24 protein-coding genes and 1 riboswitch are annotated in these 25,104 nt (G+C 47.0%); of the genes, 7 read left to right on the top strand and 17 right to left on the bottom strand.

The genetic code is table 11. The features are described from left to right. Nucleotides 1-92: 92 nt before the first annotated feature. Entirely contained in the window at nucleotides 93-704 is a 612-nt protein-coding gene (gene safA / locus AR337_RS13095; RefSeq protein ID WP_059172463.1) for a SafA/ExsA family spore coat assembly protein, read from the bottom strand. Nucleotides 705-876: 172 nt separating this feature from the next. Here safA and AR337_RS13090 point away from each other — a divergent pair, with 172 nt between their 5' ends. After that, nucleotides 877-1,293, top strand: coding sequence for a DUF1360 domain-containing protein (locus AR337_RS13090; protein WP_059172462.1), 417 nt, complete (start codon nucleotides 877-879; stop codon nucleotides 1,291-1,293). A gap of 149 nt (nucleotides 1,294-1,442) precedes the next feature. On the opposite strand, the gene AR337_RS13085 is transcribed toward AR337_RS13090, so the two are convergent. Beyond that, entirely contained in the window at nucleotides 1,443-2,177 is a 735-nt protein-coding gene (locus tag AR337_RS13085) for a hypothetical protein (protein ID WP_059172461.1), read from the bottom strand. A 131-nt stretch (nucleotides 2,178-2,308) separates the two neighbouring features. Further along, complete coding sequence (locus AR337_RS13080) at nucleotides 2,309-3,454, bottom strand: PLP-dependent aspartate aminotransferase family protein (RefSeq protein ID WP_059172460.1); 1,146 nt, start codon at nucleotides 3,452-3,454, stop codon at nucleotides 2,309-2,311. Nucleotides 3,455-3,771: 317 nt separating this feature from the next. Between AR337_RS13080 and AR337_RS13075 the strand changes: the two genes are divergently transcribed. Beyond that, nucleotides 3,772-5,295: an FAD-dependent oxidoreductase gene (locus AR337_RS13075; RefSeq protein WP_059172459.1), complete on the top strand. Its 1,524-nt coding sequence runs from the start codon at nucleotides 3,772-3,774 to the stop codon at nucleotides 5,293-5,295. Nucleotides 5,296-5,641: 346 nt separating this feature from the next. Here AR337_RS13075 and AR337_RS13070 read toward each other — a convergent pair whose 3' ends face one another. From AR337_RS13070 to AR337_RS13060, 4 genes are all read right to left on the bottom strand, one after another. Further along, nucleotides 5,642-6,439, bottom strand: coding sequence for an amidase (locus AR337_RS13070; RefSeq protein ID WP_156424396.1), 798 nt, complete (start codon nucleotides 6,437-6,439; stop codon nucleotides 5,642-5,644). Between the two features lie 102 nt (nucleotides 6,440-6,541). Next, a riboswitch (cyclic di-GMP riboswitch) is annotated at nucleotides 6,542-6,627 on the bottom strand. Between the two features lie 147 nt (nucleotides 6,628-6,774). Next, a complete protein-coding gene (locus tag AR337_RS23940) occupies nucleotides 6,775-6,909 on the bottom strand; it encodes a hypothetical protein (RefSeq protein ID WP_281272305.1) in 135 nt (44 codons plus the stop codon). A gap of 134 nt (nucleotides 6,910-7,043) precedes the next feature. Continuing rightward, nucleotides 7,044-8,510 carry an amidase family protein gene (locus AR337_RS13065; protein WP_059172457.1) on the bottom strand — a complete coding sequence of 489 codons (1,467 nt, stop codon included), beginning with the start codon at nucleotides 8,508-8,510 and terminating at the stop codon, nucleotides 7,044-7,046. Between the two features lie 147 nt (nucleotides 8,511-8,657). Continuing rightward, nucleotides 8,658-9,818 (bottom strand): DEAD/DEAH box helicase, encoded by a 1,161-nt coding sequence (locus AR337_RS13060; RefSeq protein ID WP_059172456.1) that lies wholly within the window; start codon nucleotides 9,816-9,818, stop codon nucleotides 8,658-8,660. A 304-nt stretch (nucleotides 9,819-10,122) separates the two neighbouring features. Here AR337_RS13060 and AR337_RS13055 point away from each other — a divergent pair, with 304 nt between their 5' ends. Beyond that, nucleotides 10,123-10,383: a hypothetical protein gene (locus tag AR337_RS13055; RefSeq protein WP_059172455.1), complete on the top strand. Its 261-nt coding sequence runs from the start codon at nucleotides 10,123-10,125 to the stop codon at nucleotides 10,381-10,383. A gap of 279 nt (nucleotides 10,384-10,662) precedes the next feature. Then, nucleotides 10,663-11,673 (top strand): diguanylate cyclase, encoded by a 1,011-nt coding sequence (locus AR337_RS13050; protein WP_156424395.1) that lies wholly within the window; start codon nucleotides 10,663-10,665, stop codon nucleotides 11,671-11,673. A gap of 73 nt (nucleotides 11,674-11,746) precedes the next feature. On the opposite strand, the gene AR337_RS13045 is transcribed toward AR337_RS13050, so the two are convergent. Continuing rightward, complete coding sequence (locus AR337_RS13045) at nucleotides 11,747-12,766, bottom strand: 4Fe-4S binding protein (protein ID WP_253701712.1); 1,020 nt, start codon at nucleotides 12,764-12,766, stop codon at nucleotides 11,747-11,749. A gap of 129 nt (nucleotides 12,767-12,895) precedes the next feature. Then, nucleotides 12,896-13,882 carry a Gfo/Idh/MocA family protein gene (locus AR337_RS13040; protein ID WP_156424409.1) on the bottom strand — a complete coding sequence of 329 codons (987 nt, stop codon included), beginning with the start codon at nucleotides 13,880-13,882 and terminating at the stop codon, nucleotides 12,896-12,898. Between the two features lie 180 nt (nucleotides 13,883-14,062). On the opposite strand from AR337_RS13040, the gene AR337_RS13035 reads away from it, so the two are divergent. Continuing rightward, nucleotides 14,063-15,721: a glutamine--tRNA ligase/YqeY domain fusion protein gene (locus tag AR337_RS13035; RefSeq protein ID WP_059172452.1), complete on the top strand. Its 1,659-nt coding sequence runs from the start codon at nucleotides 14,063-14,065 to the stop codon at nucleotides 15,719-15,721. A 316-nt stretch (nucleotides 15,722-16,037) separates the two neighbouring features. On the opposite strand, the gene AR337_RS13030 is transcribed toward AR337_RS13035, so the two are convergent. From AR337_RS13030 to AR337_RS13015, 4 genes are all read right to left on the bottom strand, one after another. Beyond that, nucleotides 16,038-17,231, bottom strand: a complete 1,194-nt coding sequence (locus AR337_RS13030) for an ABC transporter permease (protein WP_059172451.1) — start codon at nucleotides 17,229-17,231, stop codon at nucleotides 16,038-16,040. Continuing rightward, nucleotides 17,228-17,920, bottom strand: coding sequence for an ABC transporter ATP-binding protein (locus AR337_RS13025; protein WP_059172450.1), 693 nt, complete (start codon nucleotides 17,918-17,920; stop codon nucleotides 17,228-17,230). Before AR337_RS13025 ends, AR337_RS13030 begins: the two co-directional genes overlap by 4 nt. Next, the gene (locus AR337_RS13020) at nucleotides 17,917-19,038 is read right to left on the bottom strand and encodes an efflux RND transporter periplasmic adaptor subunit (RefSeq protein ID WP_253701708.1); all 1,122 of its coding nucleotides are present in this window, start codon (nucleotides 19,036-19,038) and stop codon (nucleotides 17,917-17,919) included. The genes AR337_RS13025 and AR337_RS13020 overlap by 4 nt, the downstream gene beginning before the upstream one ends. 112 nt (nucleotides 19,039-19,150) lie before the next feature. Then, nucleotides 19,151-19,822 (bottom strand): Yip1 family protein, encoded by a 672-nt coding sequence (locus AR337_RS13015; RefSeq protein ID WP_059172449.1) that lies wholly within the window; start codon nucleotides 19,820-19,822, stop codon nucleotides 19,151-19,153. A 523-nt stretch (nucleotides 19,823-20,345) separates the two neighbouring features. Here AR337_RS13015 and AR337_RS13010 point away from each other — a divergent pair. Next, nucleotides 20,346-21,635: a purine/pyrimidine permease gene (locus tag AR337_RS13010; RefSeq protein ID WP_059172448.1), complete on the top strand. Its 1,290-nt coding sequence runs from the start codon at nucleotides 20,346-20,348 to the stop codon at nucleotides 21,633-21,635. A gap of 55 nt (nucleotides 21,636-21,690) precedes the next feature. On the opposite strand, the gene AR337_RS13005 is transcribed toward AR337_RS13010, so the two are convergent. From AR337_RS13005 to AR337_RS12995, 3 genes are read right to left on the bottom strand one after another with little or no spacing between them, the layout of a single operon-like run. Further along, nucleotides 21,691-21,870: a DUF4083 family protein gene (locus tag AR337_RS13005; RefSeq protein ID WP_059172447.1), complete on the bottom strand. Its 180-nt coding sequence runs from the start codon at nucleotides 21,868-21,870 to the stop codon at nucleotides 21,691-21,693. A 52-nt stretch (nucleotides 21,871-21,922) separates the two neighbouring features. Then, nucleotides 21,923-22,552 (bottom strand): hypothetical protein, encoded by a 630-nt coding sequence (locus AR337_RS13000; protein ID WP_059172446.1) that lies wholly within the window; start codon nucleotides 22,550-22,552, stop codon nucleotides 21,923-21,925. Continuing rightward, nucleotides 22,527-23,057, bottom strand: a complete 531-nt coding sequence (locus tag AR337_RS12995) for an RNA polymerase sigma factor (RefSeq protein WP_059172445.1) — start codon at nucleotides 23,055-23,057, stop codon at nucleotides 22,527-22,529. The genes AR337_RS13000 and AR337_RS12995 overlap by 26 nt, the downstream gene beginning before the upstream one ends. Nucleotides 23,058-23,441: 384 nt before the next feature. Here AR337_RS12995 and AR337_RS12990 point away from each other — a divergent pair, with 384 nt between their 5' ends. Then, nucleotides 23,442-24,404, top strand: a complete 963-nt coding sequence (locus AR337_RS12990) for a nuclease-related domain-containing protein (protein WP_059172444.1) — start codon at nucleotides 23,442-23,444, stop codon at nucleotides 24,402-24,404. 46 nt (nucleotides 24,405-24,450) lie between these two features. On the opposite strand, the gene AR337_RS12985 is transcribed toward AR337_RS12990, so the two are convergent. Continuing rightward, on the bottom strand, nucleotides 24,451-24,993 hold the full coding sequence (locus tag AR337_RS12985; RefSeq protein WP_059172443.1) for a histidine phosphatase family protein: 543 nt from the start codon (nucleotides 24,991-24,993) through the stop codon (nucleotides 24,451-24,453). Between the last annotated feature and the right edge of the window lie 111 nt (nucleotides 24,994-25,104).

Genomic DNA, 25,104 nt, shown 5'->3' with positions numbered 1-25,104 from the left:
TTTGCAGTCAAACTCCGTCTAACAGCAAGGCTGTGCTGGCCTTTTTAAAAAGAAATAGCATCCGCTTTGGGTGGCGGATGCCAAGATTGAACTTATTTTGAAATGAACATCTGTGTCCAGTAATGGCGCTGGGACCCTCCTGCGGCATAGCCGACTCCGATTCGCGTATAGCCTTTATTCAAGATGTTTGCCTTGTGGCCTGGCGAGTTCATCCAAGCCCGGACCACTTCAGCAGCAGTCGTTTGCCCGGCCGCGATGTTTTCTCCAGCCGACCTGTAGGCAACGCCGAAGTTCTTCATCATTGTGAATGGTGAACCGTATGTAGGGCTCGTATGGGAAAAATAATTCTTGTCCCTCATATCGACGGATTTGTACCTGGCTACTCTGGAAAGCTCCCAATCGTGCGTTAATGCCTTTAACCCGTGCTTGGCGCGCTCCTGATTCGTCAGGCTAATCACCTGCTGCTCAACGGATTTTGCCCCAATCGTAGGAATTGTTACCTTTTGTCCCGGATAAATCAAATCCGGATTCTTAAATTGTGGATTCGCACGAATTATTTCACGCAAGCCCACATGGTACCGGACCGCAATTTTCCATAATGTATCACCACGGGCAACGGTATGACTGGTCTGGGCATTGGAAATCGTTGGCGCTGCCATTAAGGCCATCATTAGCAGCATCAGAAACAGTATTCCTTTTTTCATCTTTATCGCCTCCTCGGGATAGAATGTGTTTTATCCACAAAAATATACACAAAACGAAGATTTCATGGTTATTCGTTTTCCTGGCGGGAAAACAGAAAGTGGGAACCAAACGTGCGAGAATCAGCAGCTGTTTTGGGAAGGCTATAAACGAAAGCTTTGTAGGAGGCGCATCATGGATAACCTGTCATGGTTTGAACTCATCATACTTATTTTAGCTAGCTACCGTCTGACCCACCTGATTGTTTTTGACAAAATAACCGAGTTCATCCGTAAGCCATTCATGAAAAAGAAGAAGATTGAGACAGCCCATGGCAGCGAGATGAAAGATGTTCCGAAAAACATGTTTGGCTATCTGCTTAACTGTTATTGGTGCGCGGGCATTTGGAGCGCACTTTTCCTTGGTGGCGGCTATCTTCTTTTTCCAAAACCATTCCTTGTCCTCGCCCTGATTCTCGCCATTGCCGGAGGGCAGTCCGTCATCGAAACCTTTGTCGGCGTCAACATTAAAAAGGTCGCCTATTACTCAGCCAAGGAACACGAGGACAAAGTTCCTGCCGCTGACCCGCCAAAGGAACATCCAAAGGGATAATAATTTGCACAAAAAAACTCGCCGTGGAGGCGAGTTTTCGCTATTTTAATACGTGTAAAATAAACATCAGGACAATGACAATTCCAAAGAAGCAAGCCATAAAATAGCCGAAAAACTGTAATGGTTTGGGGGCTTTTTTAAATCCATTATTAATCCGTCTCCATTTTTATCAAATCCCACGATGAAACGATTCCGATCGGCATTTCCTTATGGGATCCGTTCTCGGTTATGATGACCGCCTCCAGCTTGTTTTCATCTTCCGGGCGCGAGTCGTACAGGTCCTGGAGTTCGAAAATATTCATTTCCTTCGACACAATTTTAACCGTATTCGTCTTTTCATGCTTCTGGACATCGCTTAGCTTTTGCCCTTCAAGATCAATTGAAGTACCCTTCAGCCTGCTGGCAAAATAGCTCCGCAGCCCGCTTTCGGTCATCAAGAACTTGAAATTTTCACCTTGATAAATTGGATACTGGGTGAATTCATGCTTTTCCATCTCAACTAGCGCGTCCTTGACCTCTTCATCCACCTGGAATGTCTTTACCCGCCTTGAAGCAACGGTAAGTATCGATGGCGGGACTTGCAGGAATTCGGCGATTGCTTCAATTTGTTCGACCACCTCCGGGTGAGGCTCGGCAATATAGAAATTTTTTCGGCTTTTTTCATGGACAAGCGCATTTCGCAGTCGCGCATAACTCTTCAAATCATCAAAGTAACGGCGGATGGGCGCATGCCTGTTCTTTACTTTATGAAGGAGCTCGATGAAATGATCTGTATCGGCATTTTTTTCGAGCTTTTTTAATTCGGTGTGGATTTGGTTGAACGCCACTTCAAAACGTTCGGACCTCTCCCTTTGCCGATTTATCTCTTTTGAATTATGAGCCATTGGCTGCCTCCTTACATTTACTAGTATCCCCTCCTTCTTTACCAATCTTGAGGGGATAATGAAACATGGCAGATTTTTGAGAAATAAAAAATGCATCGGCCTGTAGGGTGCCGATGCACGGAGCTATCGTTTTATGAACCTTTGATTGATTCTTTGATTGCCAATTCGAATTGGTTGATAATGTCGTTCGCATGCTCGATTCCAACAGAGATGCGGACGACCTGGCGGTTGATGCCGAGAGCGGCACGCGCTTCAGGAGATAGGGCGCGATGTGACGTCACTTCCGGGTGGGAAACCGTTGTTTCCACGCCGGCCAGAGTTGGCGCAATTTTAATCCAGGATAACGCCCTGAAAAATGTGTTCATGTCCGCTTGTTCAGAAAGCTCGACCGTAACGATGGCGCCGAAGCCTTCCTCACTATGTTCAAAAGGATAATAAGCCTTTTTGACATTGGTGTTTTCTTTTAGCGCCAAAGCAAGCTTCCTTGCATTTAAGGACTGAGCTTTCATCCGGAGCGCCAGCGTTTTTAAACCGCGGGAAGTTAGCCAGGCTTCAAATGGGCTTAGGTTTGCGCCGAGGTTGGCGATTTTACCGCTAGCCTTAGCAATCAGGTCTTCCCTGCCGACTACAACGCCGGATGTAACATCACTATGCCCGCCAATATACTTTGTCGCACTGTGGACAACGAGATCCGCACCGAGCTCAAACGGGCGGACATGCAGCGGTGTCGCGAACGTATTGTCCACAAGCGTGAGCAGGCCTTTCTTTTTCGAAAAAGCAATGACAGCCTCGAGATCCTCGACGCGGAGAAGCGGGTTCGTGATCGATTCTGTATAAATCAGGCGGGTGTTTTCCCGTAATTCGCTTTCAACATTGGAAAGGTCCGTAAATGAAACGAAGGTTGTTTCTATGCCAAAGTCCTTCAGTTCTTCCTTCAGCATATGATAGCTGCCTCCATACACGTCATCAGCCGCGATGATATGGCCGCCGCTTTTCACTGCCGCAAGCACCCCGGCGAGAATTGCGGACAATCCGGATGAAGCAGCCACTCCGGCAGGCGCGCCTTCAAGCCTGGCTACAGCCGCGCCAAACTCATCCGTATTCGGGTTTCCGACCCTCGAATACAGGTAGCGTCCATTGCCTTCATAGAACCCTTCAAGTTCATCGAGATCCTTGAATGTGAAGGCAGACGTCTGGTAAATCGGTGTCACCTTGCTTGCGATTTCCCTGCCTCTTGTGTCCCCATGCAATACTTTTGTTTCAAATTCCTTTGCCACTCAATCCACCTTCTTCTATTGGTTATCCTTATATATGAGGGTGAGTATATCAGCCCGGGCATTAAGCGTCAACGGAATTGCTAATCCTTCGAAAAATTAGATAGTGGCAGAACCCTGGGAATTGTTGAGTTTATTTTCCCAAAACAGGGAACAATAAAGTGCAACTTCCATCAGCGGTGGTTTTCTGATGATGGTTAGGTTGAACCAAACATACCTTTAGGGACAGTTGCCCTCATACACATACTGTCCCTTAAGAGTGGGATAGTGTGAATTACAGATTCCGAAAAGCGGACTTATCAAGATGAAGGAGGAATAACATGAGCGGACAAAGCAGGACGCCAAAGTATCCGAGATCGTATTGGCGAGAAATCGACCTTCCCAAGTTTGGCAGGCTTGAGAGGGACCTTTCTGTTGATGTCGCTATCGTTGGGGCGGGAATGACCGGTATCACAACGGCCTACCTGCTTTCTAAACAAGGCAAAAAGGTAGCAATTATCGAGGCCGGCAGTGTTCTTAACGGGACGACAGGGCATACAACCGCGAAAATCACGGCCCAACACGGTCTTCTGTACGATGAATTAATCAGCCATTTTGGCGAGGAAAACGCGAAGCTTTACTATGAATCCCATTCCGATGCGCTCGGCTTTATCAGAAGGATCATTAACGAAGAAAACATCGACTGCGACTTCAGCAGCCAGGATGCGGTCATTTACTCGGTAACCGATGAATACAAATCGAAAATCGAGACCGAGGCAGAAGCATATAAAAAGCTTGGTATTCCGCACGAATTGAGCGAGAGCATTCCGTTTAACATCGAAGTCAAAAATGCGCTCGCAATGAAAGACCAGGCACAGTTCCACCCTCTTAAATATTTAAGAGTGCTTTTGAAAAAAGCCATTGATGCCGGGTGCCAGGTGTTTGAAAATACGACCGCGAAGGATATCACGCTTGAAGGCGGCACCGTTGTGCATACGAAAGAGGACAGGAAAATTTCCTGCGGGCATGCAATTATCGCCTCGCACTGGCCATTTTTTGATAAAAGAGGGCTTTATTTCGCAAGGATGTACGCGTCCCGTTCGTATGCAATCGGCGTAAAATCGGACAAGGAGTATCCCGGAGGCATGTACATAAGCGCCGATTCTCCTACCCGCTCAATCCGCTATACGCCTCATGATGGGGATAATCTGCTAATTATCGGCGGGGAGAACCACCGTACCGGGAAAAGTGAGAATACAGAGAAGCATTATCTGGCGCTCGCTAAATTCACGGAGGATGTGTTTGGAAACGGGCACTATATGTACCGCTGGTCGGCACAGGATTTGGATACGCTCGACAAGCTTCCATACATTGGGCCGTTGAAGGACGATGAGGAAACGATTCTTGTCGCGACTGGCTATAAAAAATGGGGCATGACAACAAGCACGCTCGCCGGCCACATTTTAGCGGATTATGTCCTCAATCTTGAAAGCCCGTACAAAAAGCTTTATCACCCATCCCGATTCGAACTCGACCCGGCATTGAAGAAAGCGGTCAGCTTTAATGCGTCTGTAGCCGGCCATCTCATAAAAGGGAAATTGGAGTTTATCCCCAAGTTCCCCGGCGATCTTTCGGTTGGCGAGGGCGGAGCTGTCCTGGTCGATGGTAAGCGCGCCGGCGGCTATAAAGACGAAACTGGCAAGCTCTATCTTGTTGATACGACGTGTACCCATCTTGGTTGCGAGTGCGAATGGAACAGCGCCGAAAAGACATGGGATTGCCCATGCCATGGCTCACGATTCGCTTACAACGGAGAAGTTGTGGAAGGCCCGGCAATCGAAAACCTTACAAAGCTTGAAGGTTGAAAGAATGAGGCAGTGAGGCAGGGGACGTGAGGTGAGGCAGTGAGGCAGGGGACGTTTCCTTTGCCTCATTTTTGTGTGAAGCAGTGTGCCTCGCTTGGCTTTTTTATTATTTCCTGCATGGAAAAAGCCACTTTCCCCTTAATTCTTATGCCTTAGCATTCTGAATTTTCTTTTGGTCGTTTTATTCGAGTCATTATCACAATGATTCTAGTCATTTTCTTAATTATTCTAGTCATTATTTCAGGGATTCTAGTTTATCTCAATTTTCACAATTGTTTATTTCCCACCCCTCACCAATAAACACCAAAAACAGCCGCACACTATGGCACGGCTGCTCTTTTACTATTTAAGGCTTCATTTTCATCCAGCTTTCAAGATAATGGATGGCAAAAACATGATTGCCACCGACCTTTGAAAGTTCGCCTTCCATATAGGCTTTCCCCTCTTCATGGAAGGTAATGAAATTCCCCTCTGAAGTAGCGCCTGTTTCCACGCCAACGACAAGGGTTTTACCCGCATTCTTTGCCATGCGGACTTCATTGCTAATAATATCGGTAATTGCCGGCGCCGTGTCGCGGTATGCCATGATCGTTGGGTAGTCAACGGTTTGAATAACCCAATTGGCCAGGTTCCCTTTGCCGATTTTGTTGTTAAAAGTATGCTCGTCAAACCAGAACGGCATGTCCGCTCCAATGGGAAGGCCAAACTGGCTAGCTTGCGCCTTAGCGTTTATAAGAAGGTTTTGGTAGGCAAGGACTGTGGCTTTGTAATTTGACGTCCAGCCACTGTACAAATACGGCTCCACATCCAGATGAATTCCGGAGAACCTCTCTTCTTGGGCCGCTCCCGCCTGGTAAGCATCGACCCAGGCCATGAACTGATTTAAATACGTGCTACCTTTCGCGGCTACCCAGTTTGGGGCGCCGTCCAGGGCGTGGACCTTTATCCCCGAATAAGTAGCTTTTCTAATGAACTGCTTGTATGAATTAATGCTGATGCCCCGGTTGACTTGCAAATAGACCTGATTTGCGTTGTTCTCCTGAAGAAAAGCGAACACTTCGTCCGGCTGCGTTTCGATGAGAGAGGTATCCCATAGCCAGGTTGCCCTCGGCGTCCCCTCAGCCTTTACAATTGAATTTGCCATTGACCCCGCCGCCATAAAAAATAAAATTGCACACAAAAGAGCTTTGCGCATAGATTTCTTTTCCACTCCTTTTTGGAATTGTCCCAGACATCCAAAAAGAAGTCCGGCGGCGTGGCAGCCATTCGATTTTCCCGGGCAGGCCCATCGCTTTGCGTCCCTGTCTTTCGGCAGGTTTGCCTTTTTCTGTATTTAGTATAGCTCCTTTGCCCCCAAGGGAGAATAGACCAATATAACTAGGCAGGCCGCAAAGCCAAAACAAAAAATGCCCAGAACCTTATCCCGGGCATCCCTCGTATACCTAGATCATTAATGCATTAAAATAGTGGCGCTTATGTTCAGTCATCATTCGGCCGGTTGCGAACCAGCCTGTCTTGCCCGGTTGTAAACTTCACTAGTTCGGAGCTTGTTTTGCCCACACTTTTGTTGTTGTTGATTTGCGCATTCCGGTTTCCCAGCTTTTTTCTGCCCATACCTTAACACATCTCCTTTTTCAGGATATTCTATAGTTTGGGCAGGAGATACGGGATTATTCTCGTTGTAGAGTGGGAGTTTCTGTATTGTTTTAAAGGCCTTTTTTTATAAAAAAATTACCCAGCGTGACTTTTTATCCAAGGTTAGGCGCTTTGCGGGCATTGGTTTCCTGCTCAAACGCATACGCAATTTGGATTAGCTCCGGCTCACTCCAGGCCGTCCCGGCGAACGTAATGCCGACAGGCTCGCCTTCCTCCGTGAAGCCGGCGGGCACGACAACCGACGGATAGCCAGCGCGCGCCGAAAGATCCGCACCCTCATCATGAGGGAAAACAATCGCATCAAGTTGGTGTTCATACAACACAAAATCGATTCCGTTTTCCTTTGCATTGTACTCATTATATTCGAGTGAGCGGATATAGGCATCCTCATACAGTCCTCCGCTGGTTGCTTCCGAGCCGATCAGGACTTCCTGGCCATACTTGAGCATTTCCGCTTCGTTTTCCTTATTGAAACGGATGACATCTGCAAGCGTCCGCACCTTCACGTTTGGCCTGAGGCCTTTCAGATAGGCGTTCACTCCTGACTTGAACTCAAAGGTGAGGACCTCCCAATCCCATTGTTTTTTAGCGGAAGGAATGGAAATATTAATCACTTCCGCACCCAGAGATTTCAGCTTTTCAATCGCCTTATCGACGACAGCCGCCCTTTTTTCGCCCGCTTTTGCAAAATAATGCTCCCGGGCAACGCCGAGCCTTTTGCCGGAAAGGTCCTCTTCCAAATGAATGGTGAAGTCCACCTCTTTGAGCCAGCTTGCCATTGTCGCCGGATCTTCATTATCCTCGCAGGCAAGCGCAGTCAGCAAAATCGCCGCATCTGTAACCGTCCTTGCCATCGGGCCCGCCGTATCCTGGGTATGTGCGATCGGAATGATTCCTCTTCTACTGACCAGGCCAACAGTCGGCTTGATGCCGACAAGAGAATTTTGCGCGGATGGATTAAGAATTGAACCCGAAGTTTCTGTTCCGACCGCAGCGGAGGCAAAATTGGCGGCAATCGCCGCACCCGATCCTGCGCTTGAACCGCCAACGTCAAAGGTGCCCGGGCCGTACGGGTTAAGCGTCTGCCCGCCCCTTGAACTGTAGCCGCTCTTCATACCGATTGCCATAAAATTGGCCCACTCTGTCATATTTGTTTTTCCAAGAATGACCGCTCCTGCTTCACGGAGCCTGTGCGCGACTTCCGAATCGGCCGGCGCATACGAATCGGCCAGCGCCTTTGAGCCCGCGCTTGTATGCATTCGGTCTCCCGTATCAATATTATCCTTTATTAGTACAGGAATCCCATGCAGCGGACCCCGTGCTCCGAATACTTCCCTCTCAACATCCAGAGCCGCCGCGATGTGGATGGCGTCCGGATTGATTTCAATGACCGACTTAAGTTCCGGGCCTTTCCGGTCATACTTTGAAATGCGGTATAAATACATCAGCACAAGTTCTTTTGACGTCAACTCCCCCATCATCATTTTTTCCTGCATATCGCCAATCGTCGCTTCTTCAAGCCATGTATCGTGCAGTTCTTTTAATTTTGGATTTTGCAAACGAAAGCCCCCTATCTTCTCTTTTAAAAGAGTTTTTGAAAAATACCATCGTTTCCTTACATTCAATAAAAGATCCCTGGAATCCTTTTTTAAAAAAGCCTTATAGATTAAAAAAGGGCGCCACCCCTGTGGTGGACGCCCTCTACCTTATCTCCTTTTGGTCCGTTCGACCTGCCTGATGTTTTCAATGGCAATAGTTCCTTTGTAAAAAATCCTCTTCTCGACAGGGACGTCCAGCTTTCGGCCAAACACCTTCAACTCGCGCTCCTCCCGTTCCGTCACCAGCGAAATGACCGTTCCGCTTGCGCCCATCCTCGCTGTGCGGCCGGAACGATGGATGTATTGATCGATATTCTTCGGGAAGTCTACATGGACAACATGGGTGACGCCCTCAATATCCAATCCTCTTGCGGCAACATCGGTCGCCACCAGCATCTTGATCTTCCCGTCGCGGAAGTCCTTGACCGCCTTTTGCCTTTCCATTTTCCCAAGCTCGCTATGCAATAGGCCCACGGAGAGTTCCTTGAACTGAAGCTTTGCTGTAATAACGGGGATTTCGGTAATGTCATTAATGAATGCCAGCACCTTGATGCCGTCCAAGCGGGCTACTTTTTCAAGCAAGAGCATCTTTTCCCTCGGCTCGCATGAGAAATAAATATGCTCAACCTTCCCCTGCTCAATTGTTTCATCCTTCGTGATTCTGATAATCTCCGGATTTTCTGTCAAATTCTTTGCAAGCTGCTCGGTCTCCGGCTTCATCGTCGCCGAAAACAGGACAACCTGGCGATCCTTCAAGGCTGATTTCACAATATCAAGCACAGGGCCGAAATGTTCGCGGACCAAAAGCTGGTCACCTTCATCCAAGACAATCATTTTCACTTCATGCATCTTAAGTTTTTTCTGCTTGATGAGCTCATTCATCCTGCCTGGCGTTCCAAAAACGATGTGCGGCTTTTTCTTCAGCTTCTCAAGCTGCCGTTTCACGTTCGCGCCTCCAATGAAAGTCGCACCGCGGATGCCGCTCCCCTCAGACCATTTCTGGAACTCCTGGAACACTTGCATGATCAACTCCTGGCTTGATGCAAGCACGACCGCCTGAAGCGCCTGGTTCGAGCTGTCTACCTTATTAAGTACCGGCAGAAGATAAGCCAGCGTCTTTCCTGTTCCGGTCGGCGACTCGGCAATCAAGTCGCGCCCCTCGAGAATAGCTGGAATGGCCGCTTCCTGGATGGACGTCGGACGGCTGAACCCTGACTTCTCCCACGCTTCATTTATATAAGGCTTGAACGTTTCATTTATATTTAGCATATATTGCTCCTTTTCAGCTGTTGATTGTCCTTATTATAAGGATAAACGCCGCATAAATCCATTTAGGGGCAAAGCATTTTTAAAAAATGGTGCCATATCATCAAGACACTAACCTTCGTTTCTCCGCAACTTTTTGCATGCATCGAAAAAAAGCGAGCTTCTCTTATCACTCTTTCGGCAAATTTGTCATTTTCGTCGGGGTAAATATGAAACTATTGTGAACATTGGATGCACAGCCCCTCATGACCATTAATCGATGCTAAAATAAGAACATCACGATAACACCATATCGGAGTTGAATACAATGTTAAAGAAAATTCTAGCTATTATCGGACTTTTGTTCCTTTTTATATCCAACGAAGCACTAGCGCCAACACAAACTAGCAAGCTGCAGCCAATCGCCTATGCCGCATCGGCAGGTAAAGAAGCGCCAAAGCTGGAGGCCGTTAAGGCAGAAGAAATACACTCCCCTCTCGAGGCAATTATCCTCCCCGGTATCGCCGGCATTTTAATTATTGGGGGCCTCGCGTCCTACTGGCTTGTGTTCAGAAAAAAAGTCGTATAACGATGCAAAACCAGTCCTTTCACGACGGACTGGTTTTTGTTTTCCCATTTTTACTGTCCTTTAGTACAATTCATGCATTGTCGTCGTTTTTCCCTGACCCTTCTTTTAAAATGACTGCAATTGCTTTTATCACTTTTCGCAGGGATACAGAAAATGTTCCAATAAATTTCATAAATAGGGTAGGGTAAAAATGGGATATCGGCATTATAATTGTTTTATGTGAATGGAGTGATACCTATCCTACAGTCTTTTTTAGCCAACCTGGGCATCCTTTTGCTCATGCATTTAAGCATTAATACCGCTTACCATTTAAGCGCGGAGAAGAAAATACGCACGGCTTTATTGCCTGCTATACATATTTCCATCGTTTCACTGGCCGTCATTGCGATGTTTTATTTCCCTTTTATGAGCGGAGGCCATCGGGTCGATCTTAGGATTATCCCGATTATTCTCCTCGGTTTCCTTCATGGCTGGAAATATGTTTTGCCGGTGGTTGCCATCACTTCGCTGTACCGACTTGGCCTGGGAGGGCCGACTGCTTTACATGGAGCTCTTTTTGGCATCCTGCTGCCTGCGTTTTTTTCACTTCTAGCCAACAGAAAGGCAAAAGGCTTTCATTCGCCTTGGAACCTCTTGGGTGTGCTCTTTGCCTCCTGGGCTGTCTCTGATCTTTTTTCGCCAAAAATCCGGCTGGCCATGCCAAATGAAATTGCTTTCATGCATCTGGCATCACTCGTAGTAGCGTTTTTTGTTATGTATTTGTTTGCCATTATGGGCTTGCGCCATTTGGAGTCGAACCAAAAACTCCAATTCCATGCCGAGCGCGACCCGCTTACGGGCTTGTATAATATGAGGAAGTTTGAGGAAGTGCTCCGGAAACAGATTCATCCAGGAAAACGGATGTTCATCGCCATGATTGATATCGACCGTTTCAAGGAGATCAACGATAAATTTGGCCACCAGGTTGGTGATGCCACGATCAGCAATGTTGGAAAAATCCTGCTCTCCAATTGCGGGGAGGATATGGTCATTGCCCGCTATGGTGGGGACGAATTCATTTTGTTCATGGCCTCAGAGCGAATTCTTCATGTAAAGCAAAAGCTCGAATCAATCCGGAAAGATACAAAGGAGCATGCAAACCAAGCCATTCCGGGAACCCCGCCTTTTACGCTATCCCTTTCAATAGGTGTTGCCGAACTGTTTAATGCTTCCCATTTGAAAGAAACGATTGAGGAAGCGGATAAACAGCTGTATCTGGCAAAGAAGCTCGGAAGGGACCGAGTTTGCTAATATTCCTAAAACCGCAACCGCAACAATAATCGAGGCCTGCCCTATTTACAGGGCAGGCCTCTTTTGGCATTCTTTAGTGGCCGATGTTGTACACATTCTGAATGAGCATTCTAAATTCTTCATAGGAAATCATCGTATTCCAATGGCCGGTTGCTTTTGCAATAACGACCACAAGAAAGAAGGTAACGAAAAAGGCTGCAGGAATGAACCATTTGTTTACTTTTTTACCCGCAACCGTCATATTCAGAGTGTCTTTTACCGGACAGACTTCAACGCACGACATGCATGCCGAGCAATCCGGCGCCTTGACTGCATTCACTTTCGAAACAACAATCCGCTGCGGGCAGACTCTTGTACAAGCATTGCAGTCGATGCAGGTTTCCTCATTGCGTTTAATTTTGGTCAAGCCGAATACAGAGCCAAGGCCAATGATTGCACCGTACGGGCAAAGAAAGCGGCACCAGAAATTTTTCACAAAAAGGGACAGAGCAACGAGAACTAAAATGACCTTCAGACCTAAGCCTCCCATATTGAGAAAAAACAGCATCATTTTCACATCGGAAATCTTATTGTAATCACCCGCCATAAAATCAATCGCATAATATGTTGGCATGTCAATTACGATGAACTTAATAAAGAAAAACAAAATCAAATATTTGATTGGGGCCAATACCCATTTTAGCCACTTTGGAACGTCAAAATTCCGCTTGAACAGTTTTTTTCCAAGCCTTCCTATCCACTCGCTAACTGTCCCAATCGGGCACATCCAGCCACAGAACGCCTTTCGGAAAACAAAGCCCGAGGCAACAAAAAAGGCAAACAGCGCCAGTCCCGCGGGATGGATTGGGTCGAATATCCCGGTCGTAATCCACACCTTAAGGGCTACAAGCGCACTGATGGGCAGAAACCCCTCAACAGCAGAAGGCCTTTCTACGAACGGTTCCGCACCCATAGTATGAAAATGCTCATAAAATTGATAAAAGCGAATCCCAACGAACAGCAGGAACAGCGCAAACACAATTTGCACCGCCATGCGGGTATATTGTATCGGATTCCGCTTCATTTTTTTGTAAAACCGGGTGAGAGTAGCCACACCTATCCCTCCATTACATTCCTATATATCCACTATAGGGAATGTGCCGCGGGAAGTATGTGATATAGATAACACACCGGCCAATGTCAATAAACTGTCACACTCGGTGGTGCCTTTTACCTTTGGCTGCTACTTTTTATCGGCACCAAATCGGATTCCGTTTTCGTGTCTTGCTTGCTGGGTTATTTGAAGTACGGTCCGGCTTAGGTTCTTTAATTCTTTGTATGCCCCGTCGTCCTTCATCTCAATGACGTCGGCAAAACGGGCAGCTTCGTACATCATATCCTGCTCTTCCAGCCTTTCTCCGAGTTCGATTCGCTCCTTTGTGCGGCTGTCGAGAAAGGAGATGGTTGTGATTGGAGCTGCGTCCCCGAGGACAAACGTACCTTTTTCACCGTGAATTTCGCATGGAATGGTGGAATGGGAAATTTTCGAGCATAGAATCGTACAGACAAATCCCGGGTATGTCAGGACAAGAGTTCCAGAACCATCTACGCCTGTTGGAAGAATAACCGGTGAATAGGAAACTGTTTCTGGTTTTCCAAAAAGGGCCACTGCCAGGGAGAGCGGATAAACCCCTAGATCCACAAGCGCGCCTCCAGAATAGTTTGCCGAAAAAATATTCGGCTCTTCCCCCTTAAGAACAAGGTCGTAGCGGGACGAATAGGATATATACGTGAGGATTGCACTTCTCAGCTTTCCCGCTTTATGGAGTTCCCGCTTTAAAACGGCAAGATTTGGCGAATGGATATTGCGAATGGCTTCAAATAAATAGACGCCATTCTCTTCGGCAACGCGGAACGCTTCTTCTAACTCCTCTGAGTTAGAGAATAGCGGTTTTTCGCAAATGACGTGCTTTTTATTTTTCAGTAAAAGAATCGCATGCTCAAAGTGCAGCGAATTGGGTGAAGCAATATACACCGCGTCGATATCAGGGCTTAATGCCATTTCATCAAGGTCCGTAAAGGTTATCTCAGCATTGTTCTGCTCAGCAAACTGCCGGGCTTTTTCAGGGGACCGTGAATAAACCGCCTTCAATTCCATCCTGCCACTCAGCCTGGCCGCTGAAATAAATCCGGCGGTAATCCAGCTTGTGCCGATTGTTCCAAAGTTGATCATCCATCAAACCTGCTTTCATGATTTTCTTTCATTCTAGACTTTGTCGCGGATTATTGGAATTATTTCGGATGAAACAGAAGGTTTCCTTATTAAATAGCCGGTTTTATGGAAAAATAACAATAATTATGATATATATACAAGTATCATTTATCGCGTTTTTGAAAGAGGTAGAAAACTGTGGACAATACGTCAAATTTTATCCGCGACATCATTATCAAGGATTTGGAATCGGGAAAACACAAAACAGTCGCCACCCGCTTCCCGCCTGAACCGAACGGCTATTTACATATCGGCCATGCGAAGTCAATCATCCTGAACTTCGGGCTTGCCGATGAATTCAGAGGAACAACAAACCTCCGCTTTGACGACACGAACCCATTGAAGGAGGACGTCGAATACGTCAAATCGATCAAACAGGATGTCCAATGGCTCGGCTTTGAATGGGACAATCTTCACTTTGCGTCCAATTACTTTGAGGAAATGTACGACAAGGCGGTTCTTTTAATAAAAAAAGGGCTTGCTTATGTTGATGACCTTTCCGCAGACGAAATCCGCCAATACCGTGGGACACTAACGGAACCAGGCAAGAACAGCCCGTACAGGGATCGCCCAATCGAAGAGAACCTTGACCTGTTCGAACGGATGAGGGCCGGTGAATTCGGGAACGGCGAGAAGGTCCTGCGCGCAAAAATTGATATGGCATCGCCAAACATCAATCTCCGTGACCCGGTCATCTATCGGATTTCCCATGCGGCCCACCACAACACTGGCGATAAATGGTGCATCTATCCGATGTACGCGTTTGCCCACCCGCTCGAGGATGCGATTGAAGGAATTACCCACTCCATTTGTACGATTGAATTTGAAGACCAGCGCCCGTTTTATAACTGGGTTGTCGAGCAGTGTGAAATGGAAGCGACTCCTCAGCAAATCGAGTTTGGCCGCCTGAACATCACCAACACCGTCATGAGTAAGCGAAAGCTGAAGCAGCTTGTTGAAGAAGGCTTTGTTGACGGCTGGGATGACCCGAGAATGCCGACGATTTCCGGAATGCGCCGCCGCGGCTATACGCCTGAATCAATCCGCGCGTTTGTCCTTGAAACCGGTGTTTCCAAGGGTTCAGGCGCGGTTGATGAGCAAATGCTCGAGCATTTCGTCCGCGAAGACCTCAAACTGAAAGCGCCAAGAACGATGGGCGTTTTGAATCCACTCAAGGTGGTTATTACGAATTATCCTGAAGGCGAAGTGGAAATGCTTGATGCCGAGATCAATCCGGAAAACCCTGACATGGGAATCCGCCAGATTCCGTTCTCTCGTGAAATCTACATTGAGCAGGATGATTTCATGGAGAATCCGCCGCCAAAATACTTCCGCCTCTTTCCTGGCAATGAAGTCCGCCTGAAGCACGCGTACTTCATCAAATGCGAAGAAATCATCAAGGATGAAAACGGCAATGTCATTGAGCTTCGCTGCACGTACGATCCTGAAACAAAGAGCGGTTCTGGCTTCACCGGCCGCAAGGTAAAGGGAACGATTCACTGGGTGGAAGCCACTCAGGCCGTTTCTGCTGAGTTCCGCCTGTACGAGCCGCTGATTCTGGATGATAACGGTGAGGAGGACGGAGAAGAGGATGCAAAGTCCTTCCTCGATAATGTAAACCCTAACTCACTCGAGGTGCTGCAGGGTTTTATTGAACCAAACATGAAAGATGTCAAGCCACAGGATAAGTTCCAGTTCTTCCGCCACGGCTATTTCAATGTTGATTCAAAGTATTCTTCTTCTGAGAAACCGGTATTTAACCGAATCGTATCACTGAAGAGTTCATTCAAGCTATAAAAGGAATCCCCTTTCTGCCTGAGGTTTACGGCGGGAAGGGGGTTTTTTAAAAAAGGATCAGTTAAATTTAGCTGTTGATTTCCACTGCGGGCACACGCTTTCCGCGGGGCGTCAGTGGAGCCTCCTCGTCGCAGGCGCCTGTGGGGTCTCCACCTTGCCGCTGCATCCCGCAGGAGTCGGCGCCCTCCGCTTCAATCAACGTAGTTGAATATCAAAACTGTCCTTTAACACAAAATTTTAAAAACGCTTCCGATTCCGGAAAGTACAAAGCACCCCTCAGATCGGCTGCTGCCGAAAGGAGGGGTGCTTAACTTTGTTATTCATACCTCAACGATTCAATTGGATCGAGTTTGGATGCTTTGTTTGCTGGCAGGATGCCGAAGACGACGCCAATCACCATGGAGAAAAGGACTCCTCCCAGGACGACCTGCCATGAAATGAGCGATGGCCATCCGGCAAAGAAGCTGACAAGTGTCGCGACTCCCCAGCCAAGACCGATGCCAATGATTCCGCCAATCAGTGTCAATGTGATTGATTCTATCAGGAATTGGGTGAGGACCTGGTTCCTCGTTGCCCCAAGCGCCATTCGGATACCGATTTCCCTCGTCCTTTCTGTGACCGAGACGAGCATGATGTTCATGACACCAATGCCTCCAACAAACAGCGAAATCCCTGCGATACTGCCTATAATAAGCGTCATGATTTTCGTAACCTGCCCGACGCCAGCGGCGATTTCCTCCATATTGATAACCTGGTATGATTTTTCGGTATTATGGAGCGTATTCAGTGTTTTAGCGGCTTTTTTTCCTGCAGTCTGGATTTTATCAGGATTGGCTGCCTGCAGCGTTATTTGTGTATAGTCGGATTTCCCGTACATGGTCCGCCATGTCTGAAACGGGAGATACACTTCCATTGAACCAAAGGCGAACAGGCCCTCGGGCTTTTCCAAAACCCCGACAATTTCAACAGGCTGATTTCCGACTAGGATGACTTTGCCTATCGGCGACTTCCCTCCAAACAGCTCTTCCTGTAGCTTGTGGCTTGCGAGCGCCACCCGTCTCCCGCCAAGGAAGTCCGTGGCGGAAAACGTCCTTCCCTTTTTCACCTTCAACTCGTGGAGGCGGATGTATTCACCCGTTATCCCGGTCGCGGACACATCAACGGTTTTGTCCTGCAGCCTGGCCGAAGAAAACTGCGAGCTCGATGCAACGACCCGTTTTATTTCGGAAATCCTTTCAAGGGCGCGGATATCCTCCTGGGTAAAGGGCGCTTTGTTAAAAACATTTGGATTCGCCCTTATTTCCTCATCAGATGGCTGATAAAATACTTCAATTGTGTTCCCCGGGCCGGTTATCTGGCTTTTCAGCATCGCCTCGCCCCCCTGCCCAATGGCGACAACAATGATGACCGCCCCAACGCCGATAACGATTCCAAGCATGGTTAAAATCGATCTCATTTTATGGGCTTTGAGCGAACCAAGCGCCATTTTCAAATTCTCCATCACGCTCATTGGCCAGCCCCCCATTCCCGGGTCCTGGCCGAAACGATTTCCCCATCACGGACGAGTATGGTCCTGTTGGCATACTCGGCGATTTCTGGTTCATGTGTGACGACAACGACCGTTACGCCCTCTTCATTCAGCGCCCTGAACTGTTCCATAATTGTTTGGCTAGTTTTGGTATCAAGGGCTCCCGTCGGTTCATCGGCCAGGATAAGTGAAGGCCTGTTCACGATTGCCCTCGCTATCGCGACCCGCTGCTTTTGCCCGCCGGAAAGCGCATTGGGTAAATGGGCCATCCGGTCGCCAAGGCCCATTTTTACGAGTGCCTCCTCGGCCCGCTCCTCCCGCTCCGGCTTTGGCACACCGGCATAAATCATCGGAAGCTCGACATTTCTTAGCGCGGTAAGCCTTGGCAACAGGTGGAACTGCTGAAACACAAACCCGATTGACGCATTTCGGACCCTGGCCAATTCAGCTTCCTTATACCCGGAAACATCTTCACCATCAAGAAAATAGGAGCCTTCGGATGCCATATCGAGGCAGCCGATAATGTTCATCAGCGTCGATTTCCCAGAGCCCGATGGACCCATGATGGCAACAAATTCGCCGTCTTCAATCGTGACCGACACATTTTTCAGGACATCGATTTTTTCCGTACCCACGGTGTAGGACTTTGTGATCGATTTAAGTTCTATCATTTAACGGTCACTTCCATGCCGTCCTCCAATTTTTCGGGCGGATTGGCAACTACTTTGTCGTTTGCTTTGATTCCTTTAAGGATTTCCACTTTCGGCCCGGACATAATACCTGTTTTTACCTTTCGCTTATGGGCGATCCCATTTTCGACAACAAAAACATATTGGGAATCCCCTTGGTCAACGAGCGCGGAATCTGGCAGAACGAGGGCAGTCTTTTGCTCCGTTTCAATTTCCATGATGACCTGGAAGCCCGGTTTCAGGACTGGATTCTTGCCGGAAAGCTTTACTCTGACAGGATATTGGACAGCCTGGCTCCCAGCCATGCCCGTCTGTGATTCCGGCATAGAGCTTACCTTCACCACTTCACCCGGCCAGCTCTGGTCAGGGACCGCGTCTGAACGGATTGTGACTATTTGCCCAACGCTAACCTTCAATGTGTCATATTCGGATAAAAGGCCTTTGGCGACAAGGCCCTCCATTTTTCCAATTAAAACAATCGGGCTGCCCCCTTGTAAGGTTGCCTGTTCATTTACCACAAGAACAGTGCCATCTATCGTACTCTTAATCTCCAACTCTGCGGTTCGTTTCTCAATGCTTTCCTTCTGCAATTCCGCCTGCCTTCGCTCCAGCTCCGCCACCTTCAGTTCCATTTCAAGCTGGGAGATTTGTGAAGCAATTTGGGCAGACGCGGCCTGGTCAGGAACGGGTGCACCCGCCAATGTTTGTTCCTGGTCTTTCAAACTACTGATTTGATCTTCAAGCTGAGCCATCTTCATTTCATTGGATTCCATAGAAAGCGCATTTTGTTCCTCTTCCAGCTGGAGCTGGGGATTCTCAAAGCGTGCGATTGCGGTCCCTTTAGCAATGGATTGGCCTTCTTCCACGAGAATTTCCTTCAGTGTCCCCCGTTCAGGCGACAAATACACAGCCTGCTCCTCCTCGAGGGCTACGGTGCCTGGCACCAGCAGGAAAGCGGAAATGCTGTCTTCCTTGACTTTAAATAGTTTCACTGAAGGTCCCTGTGCATAAACTTCGCGATAGACGCTTACGCTGATCATGGATAAAAGCAATACGACAATACCTGAGCCGATTAATAGTTTCTTTTTCTTATTCATCATATATAGGCAATTCCTTTCACATAAATACGTGCTGGCACACTCTAGTCGCTGTATTCGTTTAAAAGCGTCAGACGTATGGATTTTTACCGCTAGGAAAATGGTTGGTTATTGACTACAATTTAGGTGCTCCTTGCAGTAAAGTACCAATTACCGCAATTCCAATTCCGATAAGGAAGAAAACAATGGCCACTCCCCATGCAAGCCCTTTTGGAAAGCGGGCTGTTTTATAAAGTCCGATCCCCGTCAGTACTGTTGCCCAAATCGCAAACAATTCAATCGCGCCAAGAACACCGGATTCATCCTTTCCCAGCAAGCCCCCAAGACTTGTTACATGAGTTTCCGCATGTGTACCAATTAAGGATCCAACTGCCATATTTAGCAGATGGCCAACAGCGGTAACAAATGTTATGTACATATTCATGGAAAACAGCTGCCTGAATGTAACCTGCGCATTGGCAATCTTAGCGATAGCAATCATGATTGCACTTGAAATCAACGCGCCAATGGCGGGCGTGATAACCCCTGTCGCAACCATCGCAATCCTTGTATATCCAAGGAATCTTTCCGCATTTTCTTCCGGCACCCCTTGCTTGATGAGTGTTCCGGCATCCATCATCATTGCCATAAGCCCCATTCCAACAACATTGACAACCGCTACGATCAGGAGAGGCACCCAGATTTTCGGGTTTGCCCTTATTCTTTCAAATTGCTCACCCGGGCTTGTAAAAATCCCAATCAGTGATGGCGATGGCTTCTTCTCATTTGTTTCAATTTGAGTTTCCATTGTTGTTCCCCCTCTTTTATCCTTATGAAAAACTTACCATATATAGGTGTGGGCATAAAGTGAAACTTCAATCAGTGGGTATTTTCTACATCCCCTCTGATTGTTAGTTGAACCAATCGGACCTTTACGGGCTGTTGATCTGCGATAAAGTGAAACTTCAATCAGTGGGGAGTTTCTTCATCCCCACTGATTGTTAGTTGAACCAATCGGGCCTTTACGGGCTGTTGACCCCCCACTTAGAAAATTTTGTTTTACTCAACTTCTTGAATTGGGGGTCTTACAGCCCGTTAATCTGCGATAAACTAATTTGTTGAAATCCAGTGTGTTTTTTCCTGTATGGATAGTTCTCCTCAGGAAATCCTTCAACTTACCATTACTGTATCCTTCTACATCCTAACTTTTCAGAAAAAATGAATTTCGGTAAAACCGCGAAAACACCCCCTATCAGGTTGACCGTCCCGAAGCGGATGTGATAATTTTCTTTTATGCATCAAGTGAATCGGACAGCGAAGGGGATTTTACTTTGAGGAAAATAATTGCCTCTATTCAATGGTTTTTATATATCGTTTCGAGCAGCATTGTTGTTCCAGTTTCAGTAGGTGCACTGTATGGAATTACCGGGCAGGACTCAATCGACTTCATCTCAAGGACTTTTTTTGTCCTTGCCTTAACGGGGCTGCTCCAAGTCGCCTTTGGCCACAAGCTGCAAATCAACGAAGGGCCTGCCGGATTGTGGTGGGGTTTTTTCATTTTATATGCAGGGATTGGAAAGACGCTTTATGGTTCATCGCTCGAAACCCTAAAGGTAATGGAGTTTTCGTTAATCAGCAGCGGGATTGTCGCCATTCTGATGACATCTCTCGGACTTGTGAGCCGATTATCAAAACTGTTTACTTCCACCGTTATCGGAACATACTTGATTTTACTGATCGTACAGCTGAGTGGTTCATTTTTGAATGGAATGCTAGGGGTTACATCTGAAGGCGCCGTCAGCCTGAAAATTTTGCTCGTATCCACAATTACGGCTGTACTCTCGTTTGCACTCAGCCGCAGCAAAAGGCTAGGCCAGTTCAGCATCATCATTAGCCTCGGCGCCGGCTGGGCATTATACTCAATTTTCAGCCTCGGCTCATCGTTTGTTGCAAATACGGACCATATCTTCCAGCTTCCTTCCATGTTCGTTTTTGGCGGACCGAGAATTGAACCTGGCATGCTGCCGATTATTTTCATGATCACCATCCTTTTGATTACGAATATGATTGCAAGCATAAAGGTTGTCGAGAAGGTCATCCAGCCCCATACCGAAATCCCGCTGAAGCCAAACACCATGAAAGCCGGGGTCGTCATGGGCATCAGCCAAATGCTTGGCGGACTTTTTTCTACTATGGGCACAGTGGCCATTTCAGGAGCTGCCGGCTTTATTCAGACGAATAAAACATTTACAAGGAGCCCGTTTATCATCGGTTCCGTCCTTGTGCTTGCCGCGAGCATGTTTTCACCCATCATGTCATTTTTCTCAACCCTGCCGGTTGCGGTGGGCTATGCGGCTATCCTGCCAGTTTATGTGGAAATTTTGACGCTTGGATTGAGAGAGCTCTTCCATAGCGAGGATGCCGAAAAAGTGATTAAAAAAGCAACGATACCTTTATTCACAGGCATCGGTTTAATGTTTATTCCGCTTAATTCTTTTTCGGCGCTGCCGCCAATTGCCGTCACCCTGTTGAGCAACGGGCTGGTCGTCGGTACACTGATTGCACTTACGATTGAGCTGTTTACGAAAAGAAATCCCCAGCCTTATAAAGAAGCCACCTGACCCTTCCCCCTCAATACGAAAACCCCTGGCTAATCATCTTAGCCAGGGGTTTATTTTATGTCGGCTGTTTTTCCAGCAGCTCAATTATCCGGTCGAGTTTCTCTTCCATCCTTTCGGCGGAAACCGCCCGTCTCTCTAGATACCGCAGTATGCTTCTTACAAAAAGGCCGATCGAGACAAAGAATAATACCATCAGCCCCAGTGGAAGCAACGCTATCAAGATGCCGCCTTCCATATCTATCCCCCTTATCTTTATTAGTACTTAGGATTCAGCTTTTACAAAATCACTAGTCGCCAAGTTTTCCCCCTGTAAGGATTTCATACAGTCCATTCGATGCCTCTTCGGACAATACGGTATGTTTATTTTCACCAGATATAATGATTTCGAGCCGGTCCCTTTGTGGTGTCAGCCAAACCAAGTAACGCTCATTCACCTTGTAATCAGGGGAGCTCACCTTTTTTATCTTCGCATTCTCCCAATGTGCTTCCCTAAATATTTCGGCCAATTTAGCAATTTCAGCTTCATCTGTAATTTCCGTCTGTTCCCCGAGTGCAGATTCAACCACTATTTTTACGCTAGATTCGGAGGAAAAATAGTCCCGTTCAACTTCTCCCTTTTCCCCATAGTCACCAACAGCATTCTTTTGATCAGAACTTTTTGCGAATTCTGAGTGATCGGAACTTGACTGATTGCCCATCGAGAACCCAAGGAACAGCATAAGGCAAAGTGCCGCGGCTCCTGCCATCCCCATTGCCGTCTTTTTCAGAATCGAACCCCATTTCTCCCTCCGGTCGAGCGCTTCGGCCTCATTCAAAAGCCGATGATGGATTTCTTCGAATGATTTAGGAGTCAAGTTTTTAGAAGGAAGGCTATTTAATTGAGATTCCAACTCACGAAATTCGTCCTGGCTGTTCATCGGGGCCACCTCCTTTTTCTTGCCGGAGCGTTTTCAAGGCCCGGTGGTAATTCGTCCGAACCATATCCTCCGTCCAATCCAGCACGGCGGCTGTTTCCGCAACACTTAATTCCTTGATTCCGCGGAGAATGACGACATCGCGGTAACTTTGCTTCAGCCCCCGGATTGCGGACATCAGCTCCTGCGCTTGCTCATTCCCTTCGAAAATCTTCTCGGGGGTTTCACCGTCAATACCTTCATTGGATTTATCAAATCTGGCTATTTTATCCCAAATTCTATTTTTCTTTTTCCTTGCCTCATCAATTGCGAGGTTCCGCGCAATCGCAAACAGCCACGTCTTTGGGCTCGAATTGTAATTGAACCGTTCCAGACCCTTGAGCGCCTTGATGAACGTCTCCTGCACCAAGTCTTCGACATCCCGTTTCCCCGTATAGTAAATCAAAAAATTGTACACATCATGGCTGTATTGCCGGAACCACTCTGATATGATCTCTTTCCTTGACATCAGCTTTCCTCCGCTTTCCCCTTAAATAGTAGACGGAAACATGCGCCGTTTGTGGCACTACTTACCTAATCTTACTATAAACATAAGCCCAATAATCAAGAGAAAATCCACCTATTAGCGGGCATTAATCGATATCCGAAAATAATTAATCGATATATACAAAAAATTAATCGATATCTTTTTAAAATTGAACGATTTAATTTCTCGGTGCAGTCTGCTGGCAAAAAATAAATGAAAATCAAAGTAAAATAATGCTTTCTTCTATATAAATGTGTCTTTATTGTGAAATTGCCCCCGAGAATCTTCCCTCTCCGCAAGAATTAGAAGGAAAACGCACCAATTTTAAAGAATTTTATCCAAAAAGAATGAAAGGTGATGGTTTTTTTGCTAATAAAAGCACGTGGGGTCCCTATTTGGATCCAATGCCTTGAAGCACTCCTGAAATTGCTGCCCCAGGATCACCGACTTATCCCCGATATCCGGCGGAATCTTAAATACCGGAGGAAAGGCTACAAAGGCGAAAAAAGTTCCGATTACTACGCCCAACTCCTCGATCCAAAACACTTTCTCATCCTCCATGATTTATGCCTCGATCACAACGGACTCCATTTTCAAATCGATTCCCTTATCTTGACTACTAGATTCATTATAGTTATCGAAATAAAAACCCTTGAAGGCGAGTTGTTTTTCAACGGGGAGACCGGCCAGCTCACGGTTTCGCGCCATGAAACCATTTCCGGCGCGGATAATCCGCTTGTCCAGGCATTAAATCACTGCAACCAGCTAAAGGACTGGCTCATTACCCATAAGTTGAAAGATATGTCAATGGAGCACCTCGCAATTATTAGCAACACGCAATCCGTCATCCGATGCAGCAATCGCGAAACAGCGAACCATGTCGGCACTGACAAAAGCCTGCCGCTAAAGGTCATGGAGCTTTCCAAACGCTACAAAAAAGAGTTGCTCACAGATAAGGAACTTAAAAGGACTGCAAAAGCCCTCAAAAAAGCACACTCTCCGAAACCTATTAAAATTATGGACTTTTTTAAATTAAACCAAGATGAATTCCTTACAGGCAATCCATGTCCTAATTGTGATAACAGGCCAATGAAGAGGAAAAAGGCCTATTGGCAATGTCTTAATTGCCACACAAAAGCAAAGGATGTTCACAAGGAGATTATTGCTGCTTATTTACTCATTATAAGTCCTGTTATTTCCGTTAAAGAGTGCTGCAGGTTCCTTCATTTGCCATCCAGCCAAGTAGCAAGAAGATTGCTAGTTTCAATGGGTTTAGTCGCTTCCGGAATCAATAAAGGCCGTGTCTACTCGCTAAAACCGCCAAAATAAAAACCGGGCAAAAACCCGGCCCACTCTTTTCTATAAGTACTGTACGCTATAATCCCCAAATCCTTTTAATCTTTGTCTTTTCTCCATCAATGTGAATTTCATACACATCTGGATTTGACAGAGCCTTCCATTGTTCAAAGCCATAGCTTTCGTCATAATGCTTGAGGATTAGTGCCATTAAGTTTCCATGGGTAACAATCGCAACATTTTCCGCGGGTTTTCCCTGTACCTCGATAATGACTTCCACTCCCCGCTTTGCTGCGGCACCACCAGACTCCCCGCCATCAAAAGCTAAATCCGGATCATTGAACGATTTTTTCAGCATGTTGAGCCAGTCGGGATGTGGCGCTCCAGACAATACCCGCTCCGAAAGCCGTTCGTCTGTTTCAACTTCAATTCCTGCTTCCACTGCAAAGGGCCCGATTGTGGAAACCGCCCTTTCAAAAGGGCTTGATACGATATAATCGATTTGGCTGTTTTTTAAAAATGCCGCAAGCTCCCTCGCCTGTTTTTCCCCAGCTTCGGTAAGCCTTGCTTCCGGTTCCTGTCCTTCCGCCTGGCAATGGCGGATAAGGAAGATCGTTCTCAATGCGGATTCCACCCTTCCCTATTAAGTGACTTTTATTTTTATGCCCACCACGGGAAATGTCAACATTTTTTCCCATATTGCCCTTAAAAAGTATAGAAGTCTAGTAAATCC

It is taken from the genome of Bacillus sp. FJAT-27445, assembly GCF_001510665.1.
In the GTDB taxonomy this organism is placed as follows: domain Bacteria; phylum Bacillota; class Bacilli; order Bacillales; family Cytobacillaceae; genus Bacillus_D.
This window is presented reverse-complemented; position numbering and strand designations above follow the sequence as displayed.